This is a genomic window from Pseudomonas fluorescens (assembly GCF_001708445.1).
Taxonomy (GTDB): Bacteria; Pseudomonadota; Gammaproteobacteria; order Pseudomonadales; family Pseudomonadaceae; genus Aquipseudomonas; species Aquipseudomonas gorinensis.
Genome location: NZ_CP015637.1, coordinates 3,138,008 through 3,154,894 on the forward strand (window position 1 = coordinate 3,138,008; position 16,887 = coordinate 3,154,894).

The 16,887-nt window shown below is 61.1% G+C and carries 16 protein-coding genes; 4 read left to right on the top strand and 12 right to left on the bottom strand.

From position 1 onward, the window contains the following. Positions 1-296: 296 nt before the first annotated feature. Genes A7317_RS13915 through A7317_RS13955 form a run of 9 tightly spaced genes read right to left on the bottom strand, consistent with a single transcriptional unit; the run spans position 297 to position 10,443 of the window. Entirely contained in the window at positions 297-1,166 is an 870-nt protein-coding gene (locus tag A7317_RS13915) for an NAD-dependent epimerase/dehydratase family protein (protein ID WP_069076072.1), read from the bottom strand. Position 1,167: 1 nt separating this feature from the next. Further along, positions 1,168-2,133 (bottom strand): glycosyltransferase family 2 protein, encoded by a 966-nt coding sequence (locus tag A7317_RS13920; RefSeq protein ID WP_227496798.1) that lies wholly within the window; start codon positions 2,131-2,133, stop codon positions 1,168-1,170. A gap of 48 nt (positions 2,134-2,181) precedes the next feature. After that, complete coding sequence (locus A7317_RS13925; protein ID WP_069076073.1) at positions 2,182-3,276, bottom strand: glycosyltransferase; 1,095 nt, start codon at positions 3,274-3,276, stop codon at positions 2,182-2,184. Continuing rightward, positions 3,267-4,379 carry a non-hydrolyzing UDP-N-acetylglucosamine 2-epimerase gene (gene wecB, locus A7317_RS13930; RefSeq protein ID WP_041161220.1) on the bottom strand — a complete coding sequence of 371 codons (1,113 nt, stop codon included), beginning with the start codon at positions 4,377-4,379 and terminating at the stop codon, positions 3,267-3,269. The genes A7317_RS13925 and wecB overlap by 10 nt, the downstream gene beginning before the upstream one ends. A 4-nt stretch (positions 4,380-4,383) precedes the next feature. Then, positions 4,384-6,483 carry a glycosyltransferase gene (locus tag A7317_RS13935; protein ID WP_237141790.1) on the bottom strand — a complete coding sequence of 700 codons (2,100 nt, stop codon included), beginning with the start codon at positions 6,481-6,483 and terminating at the stop codon, positions 4,384-4,386. Beyond that, positions 6,425-7,150, bottom strand: a complete 726-nt coding sequence (locus A7317_RS13940; protein ID WP_069076074.1) for a 2OG-Fe(II) oxygenase — start codon at positions 7,148-7,150, stop codon at positions 6,425-6,427. Before A7317_RS13940 ends, A7317_RS13935 begins: the two co-directional genes overlap by 59 nt. Further along, the gene (locus A7317_RS13945) at positions 7,147-8,433 is read right to left on the bottom strand and encodes a polysaccharide pyruvyl transferase family protein (RefSeq protein WP_081329283.1); all 1,287 of its coding nucleotides are present in this window, start codon (positions 8,431-8,433) and stop codon (positions 7,147-7,149) included. The genes A7317_RS13940 and A7317_RS13945 overlap by 4 nt, the downstream gene beginning before the upstream one ends. 17 nt (positions 8,434-8,450) lie before the next feature. Then, entirely contained in the window at positions 8,451-9,707 is a 1,257-nt protein-coding gene (locus A7317_RS13950) for an ABC transporter ATP-binding protein (RefSeq protein WP_069076075.1), read from the bottom strand. Then, positions 9,697-10,443: an ABC transporter permease gene (locus A7317_RS13955; RefSeq protein WP_081329200.1), complete on the bottom strand. Its 747-nt coding sequence runs from the start codon at positions 10,441-10,443 to the stop codon at positions 9,697-9,699. Before A7317_RS13955 ends, A7317_RS13950 begins: the two co-directional genes overlap by 11 nt. 176 nt (positions 10,444-10,619) lie before the next feature. Here A7317_RS13955 and A7317_RS13960 point away from each other — a divergent pair, with 176 nt between their 5' ends. Then, positions 10,620-11,576, top strand: coding sequence for a class I SAM-dependent methyltransferase (locus tag A7317_RS13960; RefSeq protein WP_069076077.1), 957 nt, complete (start codon positions 10,620-10,622; stop codon positions 11,574-11,576). Positions 11,577-11,585: 9 nt separating this feature from the next. On the opposite strand, the gene A7317_RS13965 is transcribed toward A7317_RS13960, so the two are convergent. Beyond that, a complete protein-coding gene (locus A7317_RS13965) occupies positions 11,586-12,488 on the bottom strand; it encodes a GGDEF domain-containing protein (RefSeq protein WP_024075521.1) in 903 nt (300 codons plus the stop codon). A 210-nt stretch (positions 12,489-12,698) separates the two neighbouring features. Here A7317_RS13965 and A7317_RS13970 point away from each other — a divergent pair, with 210 nt between their 5' ends. The 3 genes from A7317_RS13970 to A7317_RS13980 all read left to right on the top strand — a co-directional run bounded on the left by A7317_RS13970 (position 12,699) and on the right by A7317_RS13980 (position 14,942). Further along, complete coding sequence (locus A7317_RS13970) at positions 12,699-13,613, top strand: universal stress protein (RefSeq protein WP_024075520.1); 915 nt, start codon at positions 12,699-12,701, stop codon at positions 13,611-13,613. A 47-nt stretch (positions 13,614-13,660) separates the two neighbouring features. Beyond that, entirely contained in the window at positions 13,661-14,581 is a 921-nt protein-coding gene (locus A7317_RS13975) for a universal stress protein (protein ID WP_069076078.1), read from the top strand. A gap of 106 nt (positions 14,582-14,687) precedes the next feature. Further along, entirely contained in the window at positions 14,688-14,942 is a 255-nt protein-coding gene (locus A7317_RS13980) for an Lpp/OprI family alanine-zipper lipoprotein (protein WP_069076079.1), read from the top strand. A gap of 38 nt (positions 14,943-14,980) precedes the next feature. On the opposite strand, the gene A7317_RS13985 is transcribed toward A7317_RS13980, so the two are convergent. Beyond that, positions 14,981-15,964 carry a zinc-dependent alcohol dehydrogenase family protein gene (locus A7317_RS13985; protein ID WP_069076080.1) on the bottom strand — a complete coding sequence of 328 codons (984 nt, stop codon included), beginning with the start codon at positions 15,962-15,964 and terminating at the stop codon, positions 14,981-14,983. A gap of 15 nt (positions 15,965-15,979) precedes the next feature. Further along, positions 15,980-16,720, bottom strand: a complete 741-nt coding sequence (gene fnr / locus A7317_RS13990) for a fumarate/nitrate reduction transcriptional regulator Fnr (protein ID WP_041161215.1) — start codon at positions 16,718-16,720, stop codon at positions 15,980-15,982. Positions 16,721-16,887 lie beyond the last annotated feature (167 nt).

A 16,887-nucleotide genomic window follows, 5' to 3' on the forward strand; every position in this document is an offset into this window, starting at 1 on the left:
AAGTTTTATTGGGCAGATGTTTCAGGTAAGAGAGACTGGTTTTTATTGTGCTCGACGTGTTTGTCGAAGCCGATTCTAAGCACAGTTTCCGTGGCCTGCAGCCGGCATTTGATTAAACTCGATTAATTAAACTTCACGTTTTTTAATCGGTCATGGGTGTAGCGTTGAAGCTGTCTTAGCCGCTCTGCTTCGACAAAAACCTTTGGTTGCCGCCGTAGTCGCTACGGCGGATTTTTTCTGTGCCTGGTTGATCGATAAGTTCTGCGGCCTTTATGTCGGGCAGCTCGCTGCCAAGCTCAAGGCGCAGGTTTTTTAGCTGATGGGGGCAAGTCTTCAGCGCTCAAATCAAACGCCCTCGGCGCAAAGCCGAATTGTTCACGCGCCGCTGAATGATCAAAGGTCAGGTCCTGGCTCATGCGCTGCGCCATGGCGCTTGAAAGGTGGCGATAACGCGGCAGGCAGCGTGCGAGCGCGATCACCTGGCGCAATAGCCAGGCCGGAACGTTGAGCGTCCGTTCCGGCCGCCCTACGGCCTGGAACACTCGCCTGACCATGGCGTGGTAGGGCAAGGTTTGTGCGCCTGACAGGTTGTAGCTGCCACTTGGCCAGCCCCTGGTTTCCAGGGCGGCAACGCACACCTGGACAATATCGTCACAGTGGACCGGTTGACGCAGGCCCACGCTGTTACCGATCAACGGGAAGAAACCGTAGCGCTGAATGAACCGGGCTATCTCGCAAATGCTTTTGTCCTTCCCATGCCCGTAGATCAGGGTCGGGCGTAGAACAGCCCACTGCGTGTTGTGTTCGCCCGCCCACTGCTGCAAGCGCTGCTCGGCATCGACCAGGCGTTGCGCCAGGGCACGCTCGCGAGGATCAGGCGAGGCTTGCTTGGTAAAGCGACTTGTCGAAGACAGGACCACGATGCACTTTACGTGAGCGCTGGCCAAACGCTCCAGGTAGTCAGGTAACACCCAGGCCGGGGCCAGCGAAACAAACGCGTCCAGGCATAGCTCCGGCCAGGTCTCGGCCGGCAGCCAGGTCACGTGTTCCTGGCAGGGTCTGCCGCCTTGACGGCTGAACGCGACGACCTGATGGCCTTCCCGCGCCAGGGCCCGCAACAGATGCTCACCGAGGAAGCTGGAACCACCGAGCAGGCCGATGCGCACCTCATTGCTCCCTGGGGCGGTTGTTCAACGCCGCCAGACACCGGGTGAACGCGTGACGCCCGACCATCAGGCCGAATCGAAACCAGACGCCAATCACCACGAACACCCACAAGAACACTGAATATTGCCGGCGGAAAAATTTGCGGTAAAACCGCAGGATTCCACGGTGCTTGTGCCACTCCACAAAATACGGACGGTTCCGACTGCAGCCTCCGAACACATGCGTCACCTGGGCATCCGGTACAAACAGGACGTTCCAGCCACCATGGTGAAAACGCATGCACCAGTCCAGGTCTTCGCAGTGCAGAAAATAGTCTTCGTCCCATAAACCAATGTGTTCGATCGCCTCGCGCTTGACCAACATGCACGCCCCGGAAATGGCTTCGACAGCAATGGGCTGCGGGGGCAGGGCTTCCTGATGCAGCAGGAAGTCGGAAAACAGCGCTGGCCAGAACCTGGCCAGACGCGACAGCCCGAACGCCCGCATGAATGCGCGCCTGGGCGTGGGAAATACCCGTCGGCCACCGGCCTGCTCAGTACCATCGAGATTGCACAGCAGCCCGCCTACCGCACCTATGTCGGCCGCCCCGTGCAAGGCCGTCAGCAAGCGCTCGATGGCTTGCGGAGCAATAACCGTGTCCGGGTTCAGGAACAGCAGGTTGGGTGCACTTGCAAGCCGTGCGCCCTGGTTACAGGCAACGGCGAAGCCCAGGTTCGCGTCGTTACGAATGATGTGCAGGGCATCGCCCACCGCACAGGTGCTCAGCAACCTGGCCAGGCTGTCATCATGGGAGTGGTTATCCACCACGATGACTCGGGTTGCACCGGCGTCAAGCACCGACTTCACACATGCCTGCAATAGGGCCCCCGCGTTGTAATTGACGATGATCACATCGCATTCGCGCGTTGGCGGCGCGTTGGCCTGCGTATCGAAAACCTGTACTTCCTGTACTTCCAACGGTGTCACTCCCTGTTCGTCCCGTCTGGTTATCGATTCACGTACACGCCCGGTCGCTCAAGGTATCGCCACGGAAAATCGAGTCGTCCAGGAGTTTTCGTGGCGAAACCTGCGCGTGTATGCATCTGATTCATTGAAGTTCAGCGCCTTGTCCATGGCCTGCCGGATGTCCCCGGGCCCCTCCACGAGAAAAGTGCCCGGGCACGTCCCTCGGTGGGCCATCTCGCCAAATACCGTACTGATCACTGGCAGGCCAAGCGCCCGATATTCGTAGTACTTGATCGGGTCGACATACCGTGTCAGCGCGTCGCTGGTGAAGGGAATCAACCCGACATCGAACGCCGCCATGGCTTTCAAGGCGTCCTCGTGGGATACCTCGCCACTCAAGTGGATGTTGCCGGGCAGACCAGCAGGCACAGGGGTGTGCAGCGGGCCGACCAGGCGTATGTCGGCATGCGGAAACGCCTCGGCGAGGGCAATCACGACATCCCAGGCAAACCACTTGGCGATGGTGCCGACGTAGCCCAGGACGGGTGTATTCCCTCGGCCTGCATGCGAACGCTGGCGGCTGGGCAGGCGCTCGATGGCGCAGGCATTGCCGAGCAGCTTGACGTTGTCCGAGCAGGCCAGCATTTGCGTCAGCAGCGCCGAGGAAGAAGCCAGTACCGTGGACACCGATTGAGCCGTGTGGCGTTGGCGGCGTTCCATGGCCCGGCGTGACAGCCCTGTATAGAACTCGGAAAAATTATCCATGGCATCGTAAAAGCTGGCTTCGAAAACAGGCTCCTGCAGCAGTCTCGACGCCAGGTGCGAAGGCTTGCCAATTCCCAGCACCGTGGGCTGTTGCGCAAACTCCCGCGCTTTCACAATCAGCGATTGCCAGAGCGGGCGGTTGATCCAGCCTGAGCCAGGCATCGGCTCGATTGGCAAGGCGCGAGGCTCGAGCACGGTCAACCATGCCGGCAAGGGCGCCTGTGCGACGGCAGGTGCAGGCCGCAGCCTTCTGAAATCGCTGAGTGTGGGAAAACGCGTGGGGTAGGGGTCTATCCAAAGGACGGGGGCGCCGGTTTTTTCATGGAAGCAGCGCACCAGTTCATGGGGTCGCTGGCTGAAGCTATGCCAGCGCATCGGTGAGAGATAGATCAGGCGCATGTGGAGAAATGCGCCGTCAATACCTGCACGATCCGCTCTGCGGCCATGCCATCCCCATAGGGGGATTGATCCTTGATCATGCTCGAGTAGAGCCCCTCGTCGTCGAGCAGATGCTGCACTGCCTGGACGATATCGGCAGTTCGGGTACCCACCAGCTTCACCATGCCATGCTCTATGGCTTCCTGGCGTTCGGTCTCGTTGCGCAACACCAGCACGGGCACGCCCAGGGCCGGCGCCTCTTCCTGGATGCCGCCCGAATCGCTGAGTACCAGGAAGGCGCTCTTCATGACGCGAATAAAGTGGTGGTAGCCCAGGGACGGGCAAAGCTCGATCCGTGGATGTCCTCCCAGCGCCGCCTCGACAGGCACTTTGACGCTGGGGTTCGGATGCACCGGGAAAATCACGCGCAAATCTTCATTGCGGTCGACCAGGTGGCGAATTGCGGTACAGATGTCGAGCAGGGGCGCGCCGAAGCTCTCCCGGCGATGCAAGGTCACCAGCAGGCGGCGTTCACCGTCGAGGGCGCCCTCGGTCGGTTCGTCACCCCGGCGAAGGCTCTGGTGCAGCGCGTCGATCACGGTATTGCCCGTGAGGTGGATGGCCTGGGGGGCAATGCCTTCGCCCAACAAATTGCCGCGAGCCCTAGGGGTCGGTGCGAAGTGCCATTTGGCAATGCGGCTGGTGACTGTCCGGTTCAGTTCCTCGGGAAACGGATTGCCCAGGTCGCCAGTGCGTAACCCGGCTTCCACGTGGCCAAAAGGAACCTGCTGGTAGAAACACGACAGGGCGGTGGCGAATACCGTCGAGGTATCGCCCTGTGCCAGCACGGCATCCGGACGCCACTCCAGCAGCAGTCGCTCGACCTGCGTCAGCAGGCGGCAGGTGAGGGCACTGAGCGACTGTTGGGGCTGCATCAGGTCCAGGTCCAGGTCGGGCTCGATATTGAACTCGCGCAATGCCTGGTCCATCAGTTCGCGGTGTTGCGCGGTGGCGACGACGTGGCAGGCGAACTGGGGCGAACGCTTGAGGGCATGGATGACCGGGGCCATCTTGATGACTTCCGGTCGCGTGCCCACTACTACAACTATCTTGCTTACGGGCATGTCGTTATCCATAACGGTGGGGTATCCAGGTGCCCCATTTTTTCTCGTAGATCGCTTTGTTCCGATCAAACAGGGCCTGGCGTTGGTCAATATCCATAAGGTTGAAGCTCGCCGACAGGTGATGGTGGATAAACACATCCCGAGCACAGGCATTGAAAAAACCCGCTTGCTCGACGCGCCGGCAGTAGTCGTCGTCTTCGAAGAAGCCACAGCCGAACGCTTCGTCCAGCGGTCCCACTTGAGCATAGGTGCTGCGTCGCAACATCACACAGAAAAAAGCCAGGGTCGGCAGTACGAACCACTCTCCCAGGTGCCTGTAGGTATACCCGCAGGCCCGATCAGGCATGTCTGCCAGTGAGTACGTAAGATCGATCTTGGCCTGGTTGCCGATATTGTTGGTGACGGGGCCGACCAGGCCGATACCGGGGTTGCGGTCCAGATGCCTGCGCAGGGTGTCTGCCCAGCCTGGGGTCACCTGGGTATCGTTGTTGAGCAGTACGAAGTAGTCCCCGGTAGCCACTGCCAGCCCCTGATTGTTGGCGGCGGCAAAACCACGGTTGTCGGCATTGAGGATGACGACCTGTCCATTGGCCTTGGCCCACTGATCGAGAAACGCCGGTGTGCCATCGCTGGAGCCGTTGTCGACCACAATGATTTCCAGCGCGGCGGCCTGGGCATTGGCGGTCAGGCTGGCCAGGCATGCCTGGGTCAGGGCCAGATTGTTGTAGGTCACCACAATCACACTGATCTCGCGCGGCACGTGCTGGGGTTCGGTGACGCTGAGCAAGGCGTCACGGCGCTGTTCCCAGGATTGGGCGGCGGCGAACGCCTGGCGCGCCGCACGGTGTTCGTCAGGTGGTTCGGCCAGCGCGTGGGCAATACCGTCGATAAATTCAGCCGGGTTTTGGGCCCGACGTATCAGCGCGCCAAACTGGTGGGTTTCTGGCAAATCGATGGCCACCACCGGCTTGCCGGCGCTGAGGTATTCGTAGACTTTCACCGGGTTGGTCGCCAGGGTCAACGGTATGACCTGGAACGGCAGGAGGCACACGTCCATCGCATACAAGTAGCTGGGAAGGGTGCTGTAGCTGACCTCGCCGGTGAATTGCACATTGGGATGGTGGCGCAGCTTATGCCGGGCGTTGGTGGTGTCCTCACCGACCAGGAGCACCAGGTGGTGCGCAAAGGCATCGGCAATGGCTGAAACCAGTTCGGTATCGAACCATTCGGCAATCGCGCCGTAATAGCCGATGATCTTGCGCCCTTGCGGGTCGTTGAACAGCGAGACGGGGCGCCTTGAAAAAAAACCGAAGTCCGCCGCGTTTCGAATCACCGTGCGCTGCGCGGAGGGCGTCTGCCCCCATTGCTGGGCGAGCCGGTCGGAAGTGAACACGGTTGCCTGGGCCTCCAGCACCAACTGCTGCTCAAGCTTCAGAATGCCGGCATCGGTGTTGCTGAAACCTTGGTGATGATCGATGCAGTCATAGACCATGCGGCTATTCGGCGCGGCCTTGGCCACGTCCAGCCAGAAAGGGTGGTGCACGATCCCGACCACCGCGCGGGGCCGGGTACACAGCAAGAGTTCGCCCAACCCATAGCGCAGCTGCGCCACCTGGATCGATGAGGGGACGGTGGAGTAAATGGAAGGCGGGTCGCTCAGGTGCAATTGGACTTCGAACAGGTTCCCCCTCTCATTGAGCGGATAGATGGAGAAACCCGGCTGATTCGAGGCCTTGAGCGTGCTGGAGACATAAAACACCCGCCGCCCACTGGCACTCAGTACCTGGGCGAGTTGTTGCGGCCGCTGATGGCGGAAGCTCCAGTCGATCACCCCCCAGATGATGTAGTCCGGGTACTGGGTGTCGGCGAGCAGTTGCAACTGCTTGACCGGGGGTGTTTCGCGCACCTGCGGCCACTGGCTTAACCGATGCACCGGCCGGAACCAGGCGCCACGGTAGATCACGCTCAGGCGCTTGCGCAGCCAAGGGGGCAACGGCAACCCACGCAACCACGTAAGCAGACCCGTCATCAGCGCTGTCGCCACCTTACGCATACCAACCCGCTCCGCCATGCGTAACGCCTTGGCGATGGGGCGAGTAGTCATGCAGCGGGGTGTCATCCCCCTCTGGCCACATGGAACTGGTCGAGCCCGGGCGATAGAACGTTACGGTAATACTGCGCCGGGAAACCGGGCTGTCGTCGACCACCCGTGACACGGCATGCCAGGAGGTGTCGCTACGCACCAGCACGGCCGAGTTGCCGACCACGGGAGGAATCTGCTCGAAGACGCTGTCGGGGTCCCTGGAACCGAGAATTTGCAGGCAACCGCCGCGCGCCGGGTTCCAGCTGTCATTGAAATAGAGGATATGGGTGACGACCTTGTCTGCCAGGTCCGGATGCGGGCCAAGGTTGGCGCCGGGACCGTAATGGAACAGGTTGACTTCCATGGGCGCGACACTGAGGTCCAGCCCCGTCAATGCGCTCAATGCCTGGCGGTAGGCCGATGAGCGCAGATCCTGCGCCAGTGCCATCCAATGCGGGCTGAGGGCCTGAGGGTTGACCACTTGGCCGGTGGTCATGGCGATCAATTGCCTGGCTTCGTACTCGTAGTCCTTTTCTCCGCCGTAGCCCTTGACCACTTTGAAATGATCGCAGGGGTAGGTCTCGGCCAGTGCCGCGGCGTCCTGCGGGCTGTATAAACCGTCGACCTGGGCCCAACGGAACGGTTGGTGTTGCAGGCGATGACGGGCGATCTTCTCCAGGTTGATCATGACGTGCTCCTTGAAATCAGTCGTTTAAAGCGGTGGTAGGCGCTGCGCCAATCGGGCTGCGTGGCCTGCGCCAACGGGCGCGGGGTTTCCACCGCCGCCTGCTGTGGCCCTTGCATGTTTTCGAGCAGCGCGGGCAGGAATTGCCAGAGGCGGTTGATGACTTCCGGGGCGGCCGCCCGTCGGGAAACGATGAGCCGCGCCACCTGGTCCCAGTGTTCACGCAACTGCTCGACGGCTTGGCAAGTGGCAGCGGAGAGGGGCCGCCTGCCAAGTTGATCGACCAGCCACTGCGGGTCCAACGTCTGGTCATGACGCAGCTGGAAGACCCGCCCGTAGGCAGGCAAGGCCGTGAATTTGCCGACTTCCAGGTCCGCTGAGCAGAAGACCGGCAGGCCGAAAGCGATTGCGCTGATTGCCAGGTGGTAACTGTGGCCCACCACGCCTGCCGAGTGCGCAATCAGTTCGGCCAGCAGCAACGGCGACGGCCAGAACGGTAGGGTGACTGCGCGGTCCAGCGGTGCCCCGAGGGCTGACGGGTGATCGCCCAGGACCGGTCCAATGGGCAGGACCAGTAATTTCACCCCGGCCAGCACATCACTGTTGCTGCGCCAAAGCGCGAGAAAGCTCTGCAAGCCTTGGGTGGCGTGTACGACCACGTAGGGGCCTGCCAGGTCGTAGCGCCTGAAAATATCGCGCAATTCAGCCGACGGGGTGTGTACATCCAGTACTTGGGCCAGACCGAAGGCCGTGTCGGGCAGTACCTTGATATCGGCATGCGCGCTCAATGTTTGCAGGGCCTTTTGTGTCAAAGCATCCCGTACCCTGACATGGGGGCTGTGCTCGACAGCAAGCGCCAACAGCGGCCGGCCCCATTCGGGGATTTCATTGCAGTGCATGCCGGGGGCATTCCAGATCAGTGGCACGCCGTTTTGCAACGCCATCAGCGCGGGTACCAGCCAATACCCGGTGGGGTGATGGATAGACGGATCGGGCGGCAGGTAACCGTCGGCGACACACTTGTCGAATCGGATGATAAAGCCACCGCCGATCAGCGTCGCATCCATCTGGTGGGCAAGCGCAGGCAGTTCGGTCAACGAGGTCACGGCATAGGGCCATTTGCGTGCGGACTTCCGGTGATAGGAAAACCGGTGCATATTCACCGCGCCGAGGCGCCGGGCCAGCTCCGCCTCGGCAATGATCGGGAACAACAGGTCGCCGTAGTTCTCCACGTCAAATGTGCCGTGAATCGCTATCTGCCAGACGTTGTCTTTATCGTTATGCACGCGAGTGGTGTCCTTGTTCACTGGGCTGTGGGCTCTGTAGGGGCTATCGCCTCGATACCGAGGTCGACGATGCCGAGAAAATCGCTGTCGAGCGTCAGGGTGTCGAAGGTCAGGAGCGCGACCTGTTTCTCGATCAGGTGAGCGCTTTCCTCGGTATGGCCATTCATGAGTTTCAACGTGATGTGGTACTTGCCGGCGGCAAAGCGCGAGCGGAACCTGGCCGTGAGGTGAGCCTTGCACCAACCGTCACAGGGTTGCTCGAGCACAAGGGCCAGGTTGGCACCGCCAATCACCAGCAAGCGCGGTTCCTGGATGGTGATACTCAGGCTGGGCAGCGTGATCGACTCCCGCACCCGAGCCTCGACCCTCAACTCAATCACTTCATCATGCACAAAGGTGGAGTGCAGGCTGCCGGTGTTGGTGAAGCAGGCGCTCAGAATGCCGCCTTCGTCGGTGCCGAATGCGATGCCGTCCGCCTTGCTCAAATGCACCTTGGGCACGACGGCCACGGTATTCTCGCTGGCGCCGCGGCGCTGCTCATCACGCATATCCAGCAGGTAGCGCTCGGCAACGTCCTCGGGCCGCCCGCTGGCGCGGACTTCGCCGCCACGAAGGTAAAGCGCCCGCTTGCAGAAGCGCTTGACCATGCTCATGTCGTGGGAAACGAACAGTAATGTCGTGCCGCGCTCGGCCAGCACTTCAAGGCGCTGCAAGCACTTGAACTGAAAGGAAGCGTCGCCAACGGCGAGGGCTTCGTCGACGATCAGGATATCGGGGTCCACCCATACGGAGACCGCGAACGCCAGGCGCATGAGCATCCCGCTGGAGTACGTCCGGGTCGGCTGGTCGATAAAGTCGCCAATGGCGGCGAAGTGGGTGATTTCGTCGAAACGTTTTTCGACCTCGGCGCGGCTGAGCCCCAATATCGCCCCGTTAAGAAAGACGTTCTCACGCCCCGTGAAATCGGGATTGAACCCGGAGCCCAGCTCAAGCAGCGCAGCAATACGGCCGTGGCACACCACGGATCCGGTGGTCGCGCCGAGCGTCCCGCAGATCAGTTGCAACAGGGTGGATTTACCGCTGCCATTGCGGCCAATGATGCCGATCGTCTCCCCCTTGAGGATGGTCAGGTCGACGTCTTTGACAGCCCATAACGGGCGGTAAAGCGGTTTACCGCCGGGCAACAGCAATTGCTTCAGCCGGTCTCGGGGTTTGTCGTATATCCGGAAGCACTTACCCAAACCTGTTATCTGTACGGCAACCTCAGAGGACATCGGCAAATCCATTTCTCATCCACTGGAAACACTGGAAGCCCACCCACGCCACCGCACACGATGTCACCAGGCTGATCGCCCAGGACTGCGGTTCAATGGGCACACCCCAGAACAGCACGCCGCGCGCCTGCTCGATGAGCATCGCCAGCGGATTGAGCAACAACAGCGAGCGGTACGCTTCAGGCAATACGTTGACCGGGTAGAACACCGCCGACACGAACAACAGGGCGGTGGTGAAGGCACTCACCACTTGACCGACGTCTCGCAGGTACACCCCGAGGCCGGCCAGCAGCCATGAAATACCCATGGAAAACAGTATCAACGGCAACAACACCAGCGGCAGCAACAACGCGGTCACGGGCGGAGTGCCGATCAACAGGAAATGGAACAACAACCAGATGAGCAGGCTCGCCGTCGCGTGCAACAGGACCGAGCCGAGGGACATCCAAGGCAGTATCTCCAGGGGGAATATCACTTTCTTGACGTAGTTGGTGTTATGCAGGATCAAACTGGGCGCGCGCTGCACGCATTCCGCGAAGATGTTGAAGACCAGCAACCCTGCAAACACCAGCAGTGCGAACTCCGTACGCGATCCGCTGCCGCCTTGCCACTGCTGCTTGAACATCACACTGAAAACCAGGGTGTACACCAGCAGCATCAGCAGGGGGTTGAGGAAAGACCACAGCACTCCCAGTACCGAGCCCCGGTAACGGCCGAGCACATCGCGCCTGATCATCGATATCAGCAGCTCACGGTACCTCCATGGGCTGGAAAAAAAACCGCCTGACGCCTTGATCATAGCTGGCAAGTCGTGTCCCTAATATGGCGTGCGTTGTTCGGGGTCATCAAAGGTATGGCCTGGAGAGAGGGCGGTAATCGACTAAAAGTAGTTCATAAAAGGAAATACACAAGATGACGCGCGTAACCGATAGGGAATTCAATGCCGCTCTACCGGTGATGCAGAAACTGCTGTGGGGACACCAGCAAGACCGAGAACGACTGCAAGCGCTCGGGATTAACCTGATTCCGGTTAATTTCTATTCGAATACACCCTCTATCGCCGAGACGCTGAGCGCCTACGAGTACACGGAGTCAACACCGCCTTATTTGAACTGCGGGATATTCGAGCCGGAAAACCTGCGGGCTGAACTGCTCGAACTGTTGCCTTACTCACAGGACTTCACGCCGGCCCATGCCGGGAATATGGACACCTGTCGTTCGTACTTCTGGGAAAACGGCCAGTTCATGTACAGCGATGCCATGTCTTACTACGCGTATATCCGGCGTATACGCCCGAAGAACATTGTCGAGATCGGCAGTGGCTTTTCCTCGCTGATTGCCTTGGAAGCCTTGGGTCATAACGGCATGGGCCGCTTGCGCTGTATCGAACCGTTTCCGCGTCCCTTCATCACTGCACTCGGCCAGGAGGGCGCGCTGGACCTGCACACACAACGCGCTCAAGACGTGACCGCCGACACCCTGAATGCGATGCTCGAAGACGGCGATATCCTGTTCATCGACTCCACGCATACGGTCAAGACCGGCAGCGATTGTGCGCACATCTACCTGCGCTTATTGCCGCGGATCACGCGCAAAATCACGGTGCATGTCCATGACATCTTCCTGCCGTTCGGCCTGCCGCAGCACTGGGCGATCGATCATCAGATCTATTGGACCGAACAGTATCTGCTGCTTGCGCTGCTGATCGATAACCCGCGGACCAAGCTGCTGTTCGGCAGCGCCTACCACAAGCATTTCAATGACCAACTGCTCACGGAATTGATGCGGGGTCGCTGCGAAAGCGGCGGCGCCAGTTTCTGGTTCGAGTACGACGGGCGCAGTCAGCGTGCCGCCGACACGACGCCCTGAGCCGGCCGCCTATTCAACAGGCCCTTGCAGCCAACTCAAGCGACAGGCATTACCCCCACCTTTCTTGGCCTGATACATCGCGTCGTCCGCCCGCGCCAGCAGCTGTTCGACACACGCGCCATCCGCCGGGTAGCGGCTGATGCCCACGCTGATGTGGGTGCTCACCCGATGGCTGTCGATCATGAACGGCTGGTCGATCGCGGCGATCAGCTTGCCGGCCAACCCTTCGACCTGTTCGGCCTGGTCCATGCCATTGATCAGCACCGCGAACTCGTCGCCACTCAGCCGGCACACCACGTCAGACCGGCGTACGGTCTGGCCGAGGCGTTCGGCCACGGCAATCAACAGTTTGTCGCCGCAGACATGGCCCAACGTGTCATTGACCGATTTGAAATGGTCCACATCGATGAACATCAACGCCAGGGCCCGACGCTGCTTTGCCGCATGCTTGATCGCTTGATCGAGCAGGTTCGTGAACAGGTTGCGGTTAGGCAAGCCGGTGAGGGCGTCGTGGAACGCCAGGTGTTGCATGTAGGCACGCTCTTCGTCCATGACGTTGAAGTTGTGCAGGATGGCGATGAAATGCGTCACCACCCCGTGGGGATCGAGGACCGGGGTAATGACCTGGTTGACCGTACAACTGCCGCCATCCTTGCGGCGCTCGACCATCTCGCCTTGCCAGGTCACGCCGGCGAGGATGGTCATCCACAGTTCTCGATAGAACGTGGTGGTGTGCCGGCCGGAGGTCAGCAGGTGAGGGGTTTTCCCCACCAGTTCCGGCTTGGAGTAGCCGCTGAGCAGGCAGAACGCCTTATTGATCCAGACGATGCAACCTGTGCGCTCGGTGATCAATACCGGGTTCGTCGCAGCGTCCAATGCCCTGACCAATACTTGCTGATCTTCGTGGTTCATTGCCCCCTCCGATACCGCCAATGATGCCGTAGGCCCTGATTCAGGCTAGGGGCAAAGCACCAGGCTGCGGTTGATCAACATCAACTTTTATCGGCCCCTGTCCAGCGAAAAAGCCGGCGTGAAACTGACAAAGATCAATCGATGGCGCCTCGAAACGCTCACTCTGTAGGTCTAGTCACGTCGTGAAATGACCGCGCGCCGAGGTGCCCCATGTTGCAGCCCCAACGTTTACTGTTGATTGCCCCTTCCGCCATGACGCACACACCGGCGTTCGATCGTGCCGCCGCACTGGCGCGCGCGATGCACCTGCCGTTGCACATCGTGGCATTCGACTATTTGCAGGCCCTGGCGGTCGCGGGCCTGTTCGCCCCCGAACAGATCAGCAAGGCCCGCGAAGGCTACCTGGACGCACACCGTCACTGGCTGGCCGAGCAAGCCGGGCAGATGAGCAAACACGGGGTGGTGGTCACCAGCGAGGTGGTGTGGGTGCAGCATCCCTATGAGGAAATCCTGCACTTCGTCAACGAAATGTCGCTGGCCCTGATCATCAAGGATGCCGAGCAAGTGCCGGCGTTGAAACGGGTGTTCTTTACCCCGCTGGACTGGCAACTGCTGCGCGACTGCCCGGTGCCCGTGCACCTGGTCACCGATTCACGCCATCCGCTGCCACGCAAGGTGCTGGCGATTGTCGACGTGTTGCGCAGTGAGGAACAGGACCAGGTGTTTAACGACCAGATCGTTGAAGCCGCGGTCAAGCTCGCGGCCCAGTGTGAGGCGCAGTTGGAATTGCTGCATGTGTATGACTGGGCCGCGGTGTACGCCAAGGACATGGGCTTTGGCGCGGTTCCCCTGGCGGCCGGGCTCTATGAGGCGCTCAACGAAGCGCAGCACGAAGCCTTCTCGTCCCTGGCCGAGCGCCAGGGCATTCCGGTTGAACGGCGCCACTTTATCGAAGGCGTACCGCTGTTCAACATCTGCGACTTCGCCCACACGCATCAGAGCGACATTATCGTGATGGGGACCGTGCAGCACTGGGGGTTGGACAAACTGCTCGGCACCACCGCCGAGAGCCTGCTGCAACGCGCGCCCTGCAGTGTGTGGGCGATTAAACCCGCACGGGGTTGAGCCATTGAACCCGCCGCCTATTTGGTCGGCGCCCGAAGAGGTGTGAAATGAGCCAGTACCAACGTCTGCTGCTGATCACTGATCGCACGCTGTATCACTCCCCGGCTCTGCTCCGGGCGGTGTCACTGGCCAAGGCGTGTAACGCGACCCTCGATGTGCGGGCGTTCATCGAACCCGCGCCGATTATCCACTTGTGGGAGGAGCGCGTGGACGAGTCGGTATATCAGGACTACCTGAGCCGCTATCGCCACTGGTTGGTCGAAGAAATCCAGCGCCTGGGCGGCACAGCGCTGAAGGTCTCGGTGGAACTGGTATTCACCACCCACCCCTTGCTCGACATCCTGCGCACCGTCGCTGACTTGAACCCGGACCTGGTGATCAAGGATGTGAAGCTCGAACCCCTGCTCAAACGCGTGTTTATCACCCCCCTTGACTGCCAACTGCTGCGTGAGTGCGCAACGCCGCTGCACCTGGTGAGCGAGGCCCGCTATGGCTTGCCCCACCGCGTAGTGGCAGCGGTTGATCCGTTCGATCCCGACACGCAGATCAGCGGCTTGAATGACACCATCATTCAGTGCGCCTACGCCCTGGCCCTGCAATGCGATGCGCCGTTGCACCTGTTGTACGCCTACGACCTGTCGCCCGCGTTCAATGGTGACGCGCCGCTGGTGATGGGCGGCTGGAGCGTGGACTTCGTCGAAGAGTTGCGCCAGTCCCTGCATCAGGCGTTCGTGTCGTTGGCCGACCGCTATGGGGTGCCACCGGAGCGGCGGCACTTTGTCATGGGCCAACCGGTGCCGGTGATCCAGGAGTTTGTCGAACAGTACCTGGCGGATGTAGTGGTCATGGGCACCGTTCACCGGGTCGGGCTCGACCGACTGATGGGCAGCAACACCGAACGCGCTTTGTATTCGGTACCGGGCAGCATTCTGGCGATCAGGCAGCCGCCAGCCAGCATCGACGGGTAGGGCGACTGTCCACTTGTTGACGAAGATCAGAGGGACACAGGCCCAGCACCAGATACTGGAAACGAATGCCGCTGATCGATCAATGACCTGAAACGAGGGATGCACCGTGAACAAATACCTGTCCATTTCACTGCTGGCAGTATTGCTGGCAACCTCCGCCGGCTGCAGTCATCAAGCCGCCAAAACGTTTGATGCGCGCCTGGAAGCCGCGGAAAACAAGGCCGCCACGGCGCGCCTGCGCGCGAATGAAGCCTACCTCAAGGCCGAACAGGCGGCGGCGTTGGCCAGCCAGGCCCAGCGCACTGCGGACGAAGCCAATGAACGGGCGATCCGCATGCTGACGACCGCCACCAGGAAATAGCCGGCGCGGCCTGTGTTCGGCGGCCGGCGCGCCGCCGTTCATGGCGTCAGCACGATCGCGCCGTTGAACTGCCCCGAACGCAAATGCGCCAAGGCTTGATTGGCCTCCTCCAGGGCAAAGCGGGTGATGTCGCAATGCACGGGCGTGTGCTGCAAGGTTTCGAAAAATGCCGCACCGTCGTGCCGCGTCAGGTTGGCCACCGAACGAACGCTGCGCTCGCCCCACAGCAACCGATAGGGAAAGGCCGGAATATCGCTCATGTGGATCCCGGCGCAAATCACACAGCCGCCTTTCACGGTGGCCGCCAACGCCAGCGGGACCAAGGCGCCGACGGGGGCGAAAATCAGGCTGGCATCCAGCAGGTGAGGAGGGGCCTGGTCCGAAGGGCCGGCCCACACCGCGCCCAGGGAGCGGGCATACGCCTGGCCGGCGCTGTCATCCGGGCGGGTGAACGCGTACACGGTTTGCCCACGGCCCAGGGCGACCTGAATCGCCAGGTGCGCCGCCGCACCGAAGCCGTAAAGCCCCAGGTGGCGGGCGTCGGCAGCCATCTGCAAGGCGCGAAAGCCAATCAGCCCGGCACACAACAACGGCGCAGCTTGAACATCGGAAAGGTCGGCGGGAATCGGCAGGCAAAAGCGTGGGTCAGCCAGCGTGTATTCGGCGTAACCGCCGTCCAGCTGGCAACCGGTGAACTGCGCCCGATCGCAAAGGTTTTCGCGGCCGCTGCGACAGAAGTCACAGGTGCCACACGTCCAGCCTAGCCAGGGCACCCCCACGCGCCGGCCGATCCAACCCACGTCAACAGCAGCGCCCACGGCGGTCACTTCTCCGACAATTTCATGGCCTGGCACCCGTGGCAGTTGCGCTTGCGGCAACTCACCGTCCACCAGGTGCAGGTCGGTACGGCACACGCCACAGGCCAGCACCTTGATCAACAGTTGCCCGGCGGCAGGCGTCGGGATCGGCCGTTGCTCAAGTTGCAACGGCTGGCCGGGGGTGTGCAGGACCATGGCACGCATGACGCATCTCCAGCGTTAGAGGGGGCGATGACAGCCTGCGACCAGGTGCTTGAGGCCCTCCGGGTCCTGGATCGTGACATTTCGCCCCTCGACATGGGCCAAGCCCTGATCGCGCAGGTGCGCGATGCCACGGCAGATGGTTTCCAGGCGCAGGCCCAGGTAGGAGCCGATTTCCTCGCGGCGCATCTTCAACACGAAGTGCCGGGCGGAATACCCGCGAGCACTCAAGCGTTGCGACAGGCTCAGCAGGAACGCCGCCAGGCGCTCATCGGAGTTCATCTTGCCAATCAGCATCAGCAGGGTGTGATCCTGCACGATTTCACGGCTCAACAGCCGGGTGAGGTTGTGCTGCAGCGAAGGCAACTGGCGGGCGAGGTTTTCCAGGTGGGTATAGTGGATGGGGCAGACCTCACTGTCCTCCAGAGCCACCGCTGTGCAGGCATGCGCGTCGGCACTGATCGCGTCCAGGCCGAGCATGTCGCCGGCAATGTGAAAGCCGGTGACCTGTTCACGGCCGTCGACCGAGACCATGCCGGTCTTGAATGAACCGATACGCACCGCGTACAGCGAGCGCAGCGGATCGCCTGTACGGAACAGGGCTGCGCCTTTTTTTACCTTAAAGCGTTGCGCGACCAGCGTGTCCAGTTGCGCCACCTCGTGCCCCCCAAGGCCGATCGGCAGGCACAGCGCCGACAGGGCGCAGTCGGAGCACTTCGTCTTGAGGGGGCGAAGTGGCTGCGGGCGCACTTGAGGCATGGAACGTAAGGCCGTCGGATTGTCGACCACAAACAAATGATGGACTGTCATACATGCACTCCGTCCAGGCCTGAGCCTGAGTGTAGGGACGAAAGGGAAATGGCACTGTCTGCACCCTTTGTTCGGTCTGCCCGCTTCCCACGTTCATTGAGCTTGAGCCCCGGCTT

Coding starts and splice junctions, on each gene's coding strand:
- A7317_RS13925 (WP_069076073.1), bottom strand. CDS start 3,276: ATGCGCCTGATCTATCTCTCACCGATGCGCTGGCATAGCTTCAGCCAG.
- wecB (WP_041161220.1), bottom strand. CDS start 4,379: ATGCCCGTAAGCAAGATAGTTGTAGTAGTGGGCACGCGACCGGAAGTC.
- A7317_RS13935 (WP_237141790.1), bottom strand. CDS start 6,483: ATGACTACTCGCCCCATCGCCAAGGCGTTACGCATGGCGGAGCGGGTT.
- A7317_RS13940 (WP_069076074.1), bottom strand. CDS start 7,150: ATGATCAACCTGGAGAAGATCGCCCGTCATCGCCTGCAACACCAACCG.
- A7317_RS13950 (WP_069076075.1), bottom strand. CDS start 9,707: ATGTCCTCTGAGGTTGCCGTACAGATAACAGGTTTGGGTAAGTGCTTC.
- A7317_RS13955 (WP_081329200.1), bottom strand. CDS start 10,443: ATGATCAGGCGCGATGTGCTCGGCCGTTACCGGGGCTCGGTACTGGGA.
- A7317_RS13960 (WP_069076077.1), top strand. CDS start 10,620: ATGACGCGCGTAACCGATAGGGAATTCAATGCCGCTCTACCGGTGATG.
- A7317_RS13965 (WP_024075521.1), bottom strand. CDS start 12,488: ATGAACCACGAAGATCAGCAAGTATTGGTCAGGGCATTGGACGCTGCG.
- A7317_RS13970 (WP_024075520.1), top strand. CDS start 12,699: ATGTTGCAGCCCCAACGTTTACTGTTGATTGCCCCTTCCGCCATGACG.
- A7317_RS13975 (WP_069076078.1), top strand. CDS start 13,661: ATGAGCCAGTACCAACGTCTGCTGCTGATCACTGATCGCACGCTGTAT.
- A7317_RS13985 (WP_069076080.1), bottom strand. CDS start 15,964: ATGCGTGCCATGGTCCTGCACACCCCCGGCCAGCCGTTGCAACTTGAG.
- fnr (WP_041161215.1), bottom strand. CDS start 16,720: ATGCCTCAAGTGCGCCCGCAGCCACTTCGCCCCCTCAAGACGAAGTGC.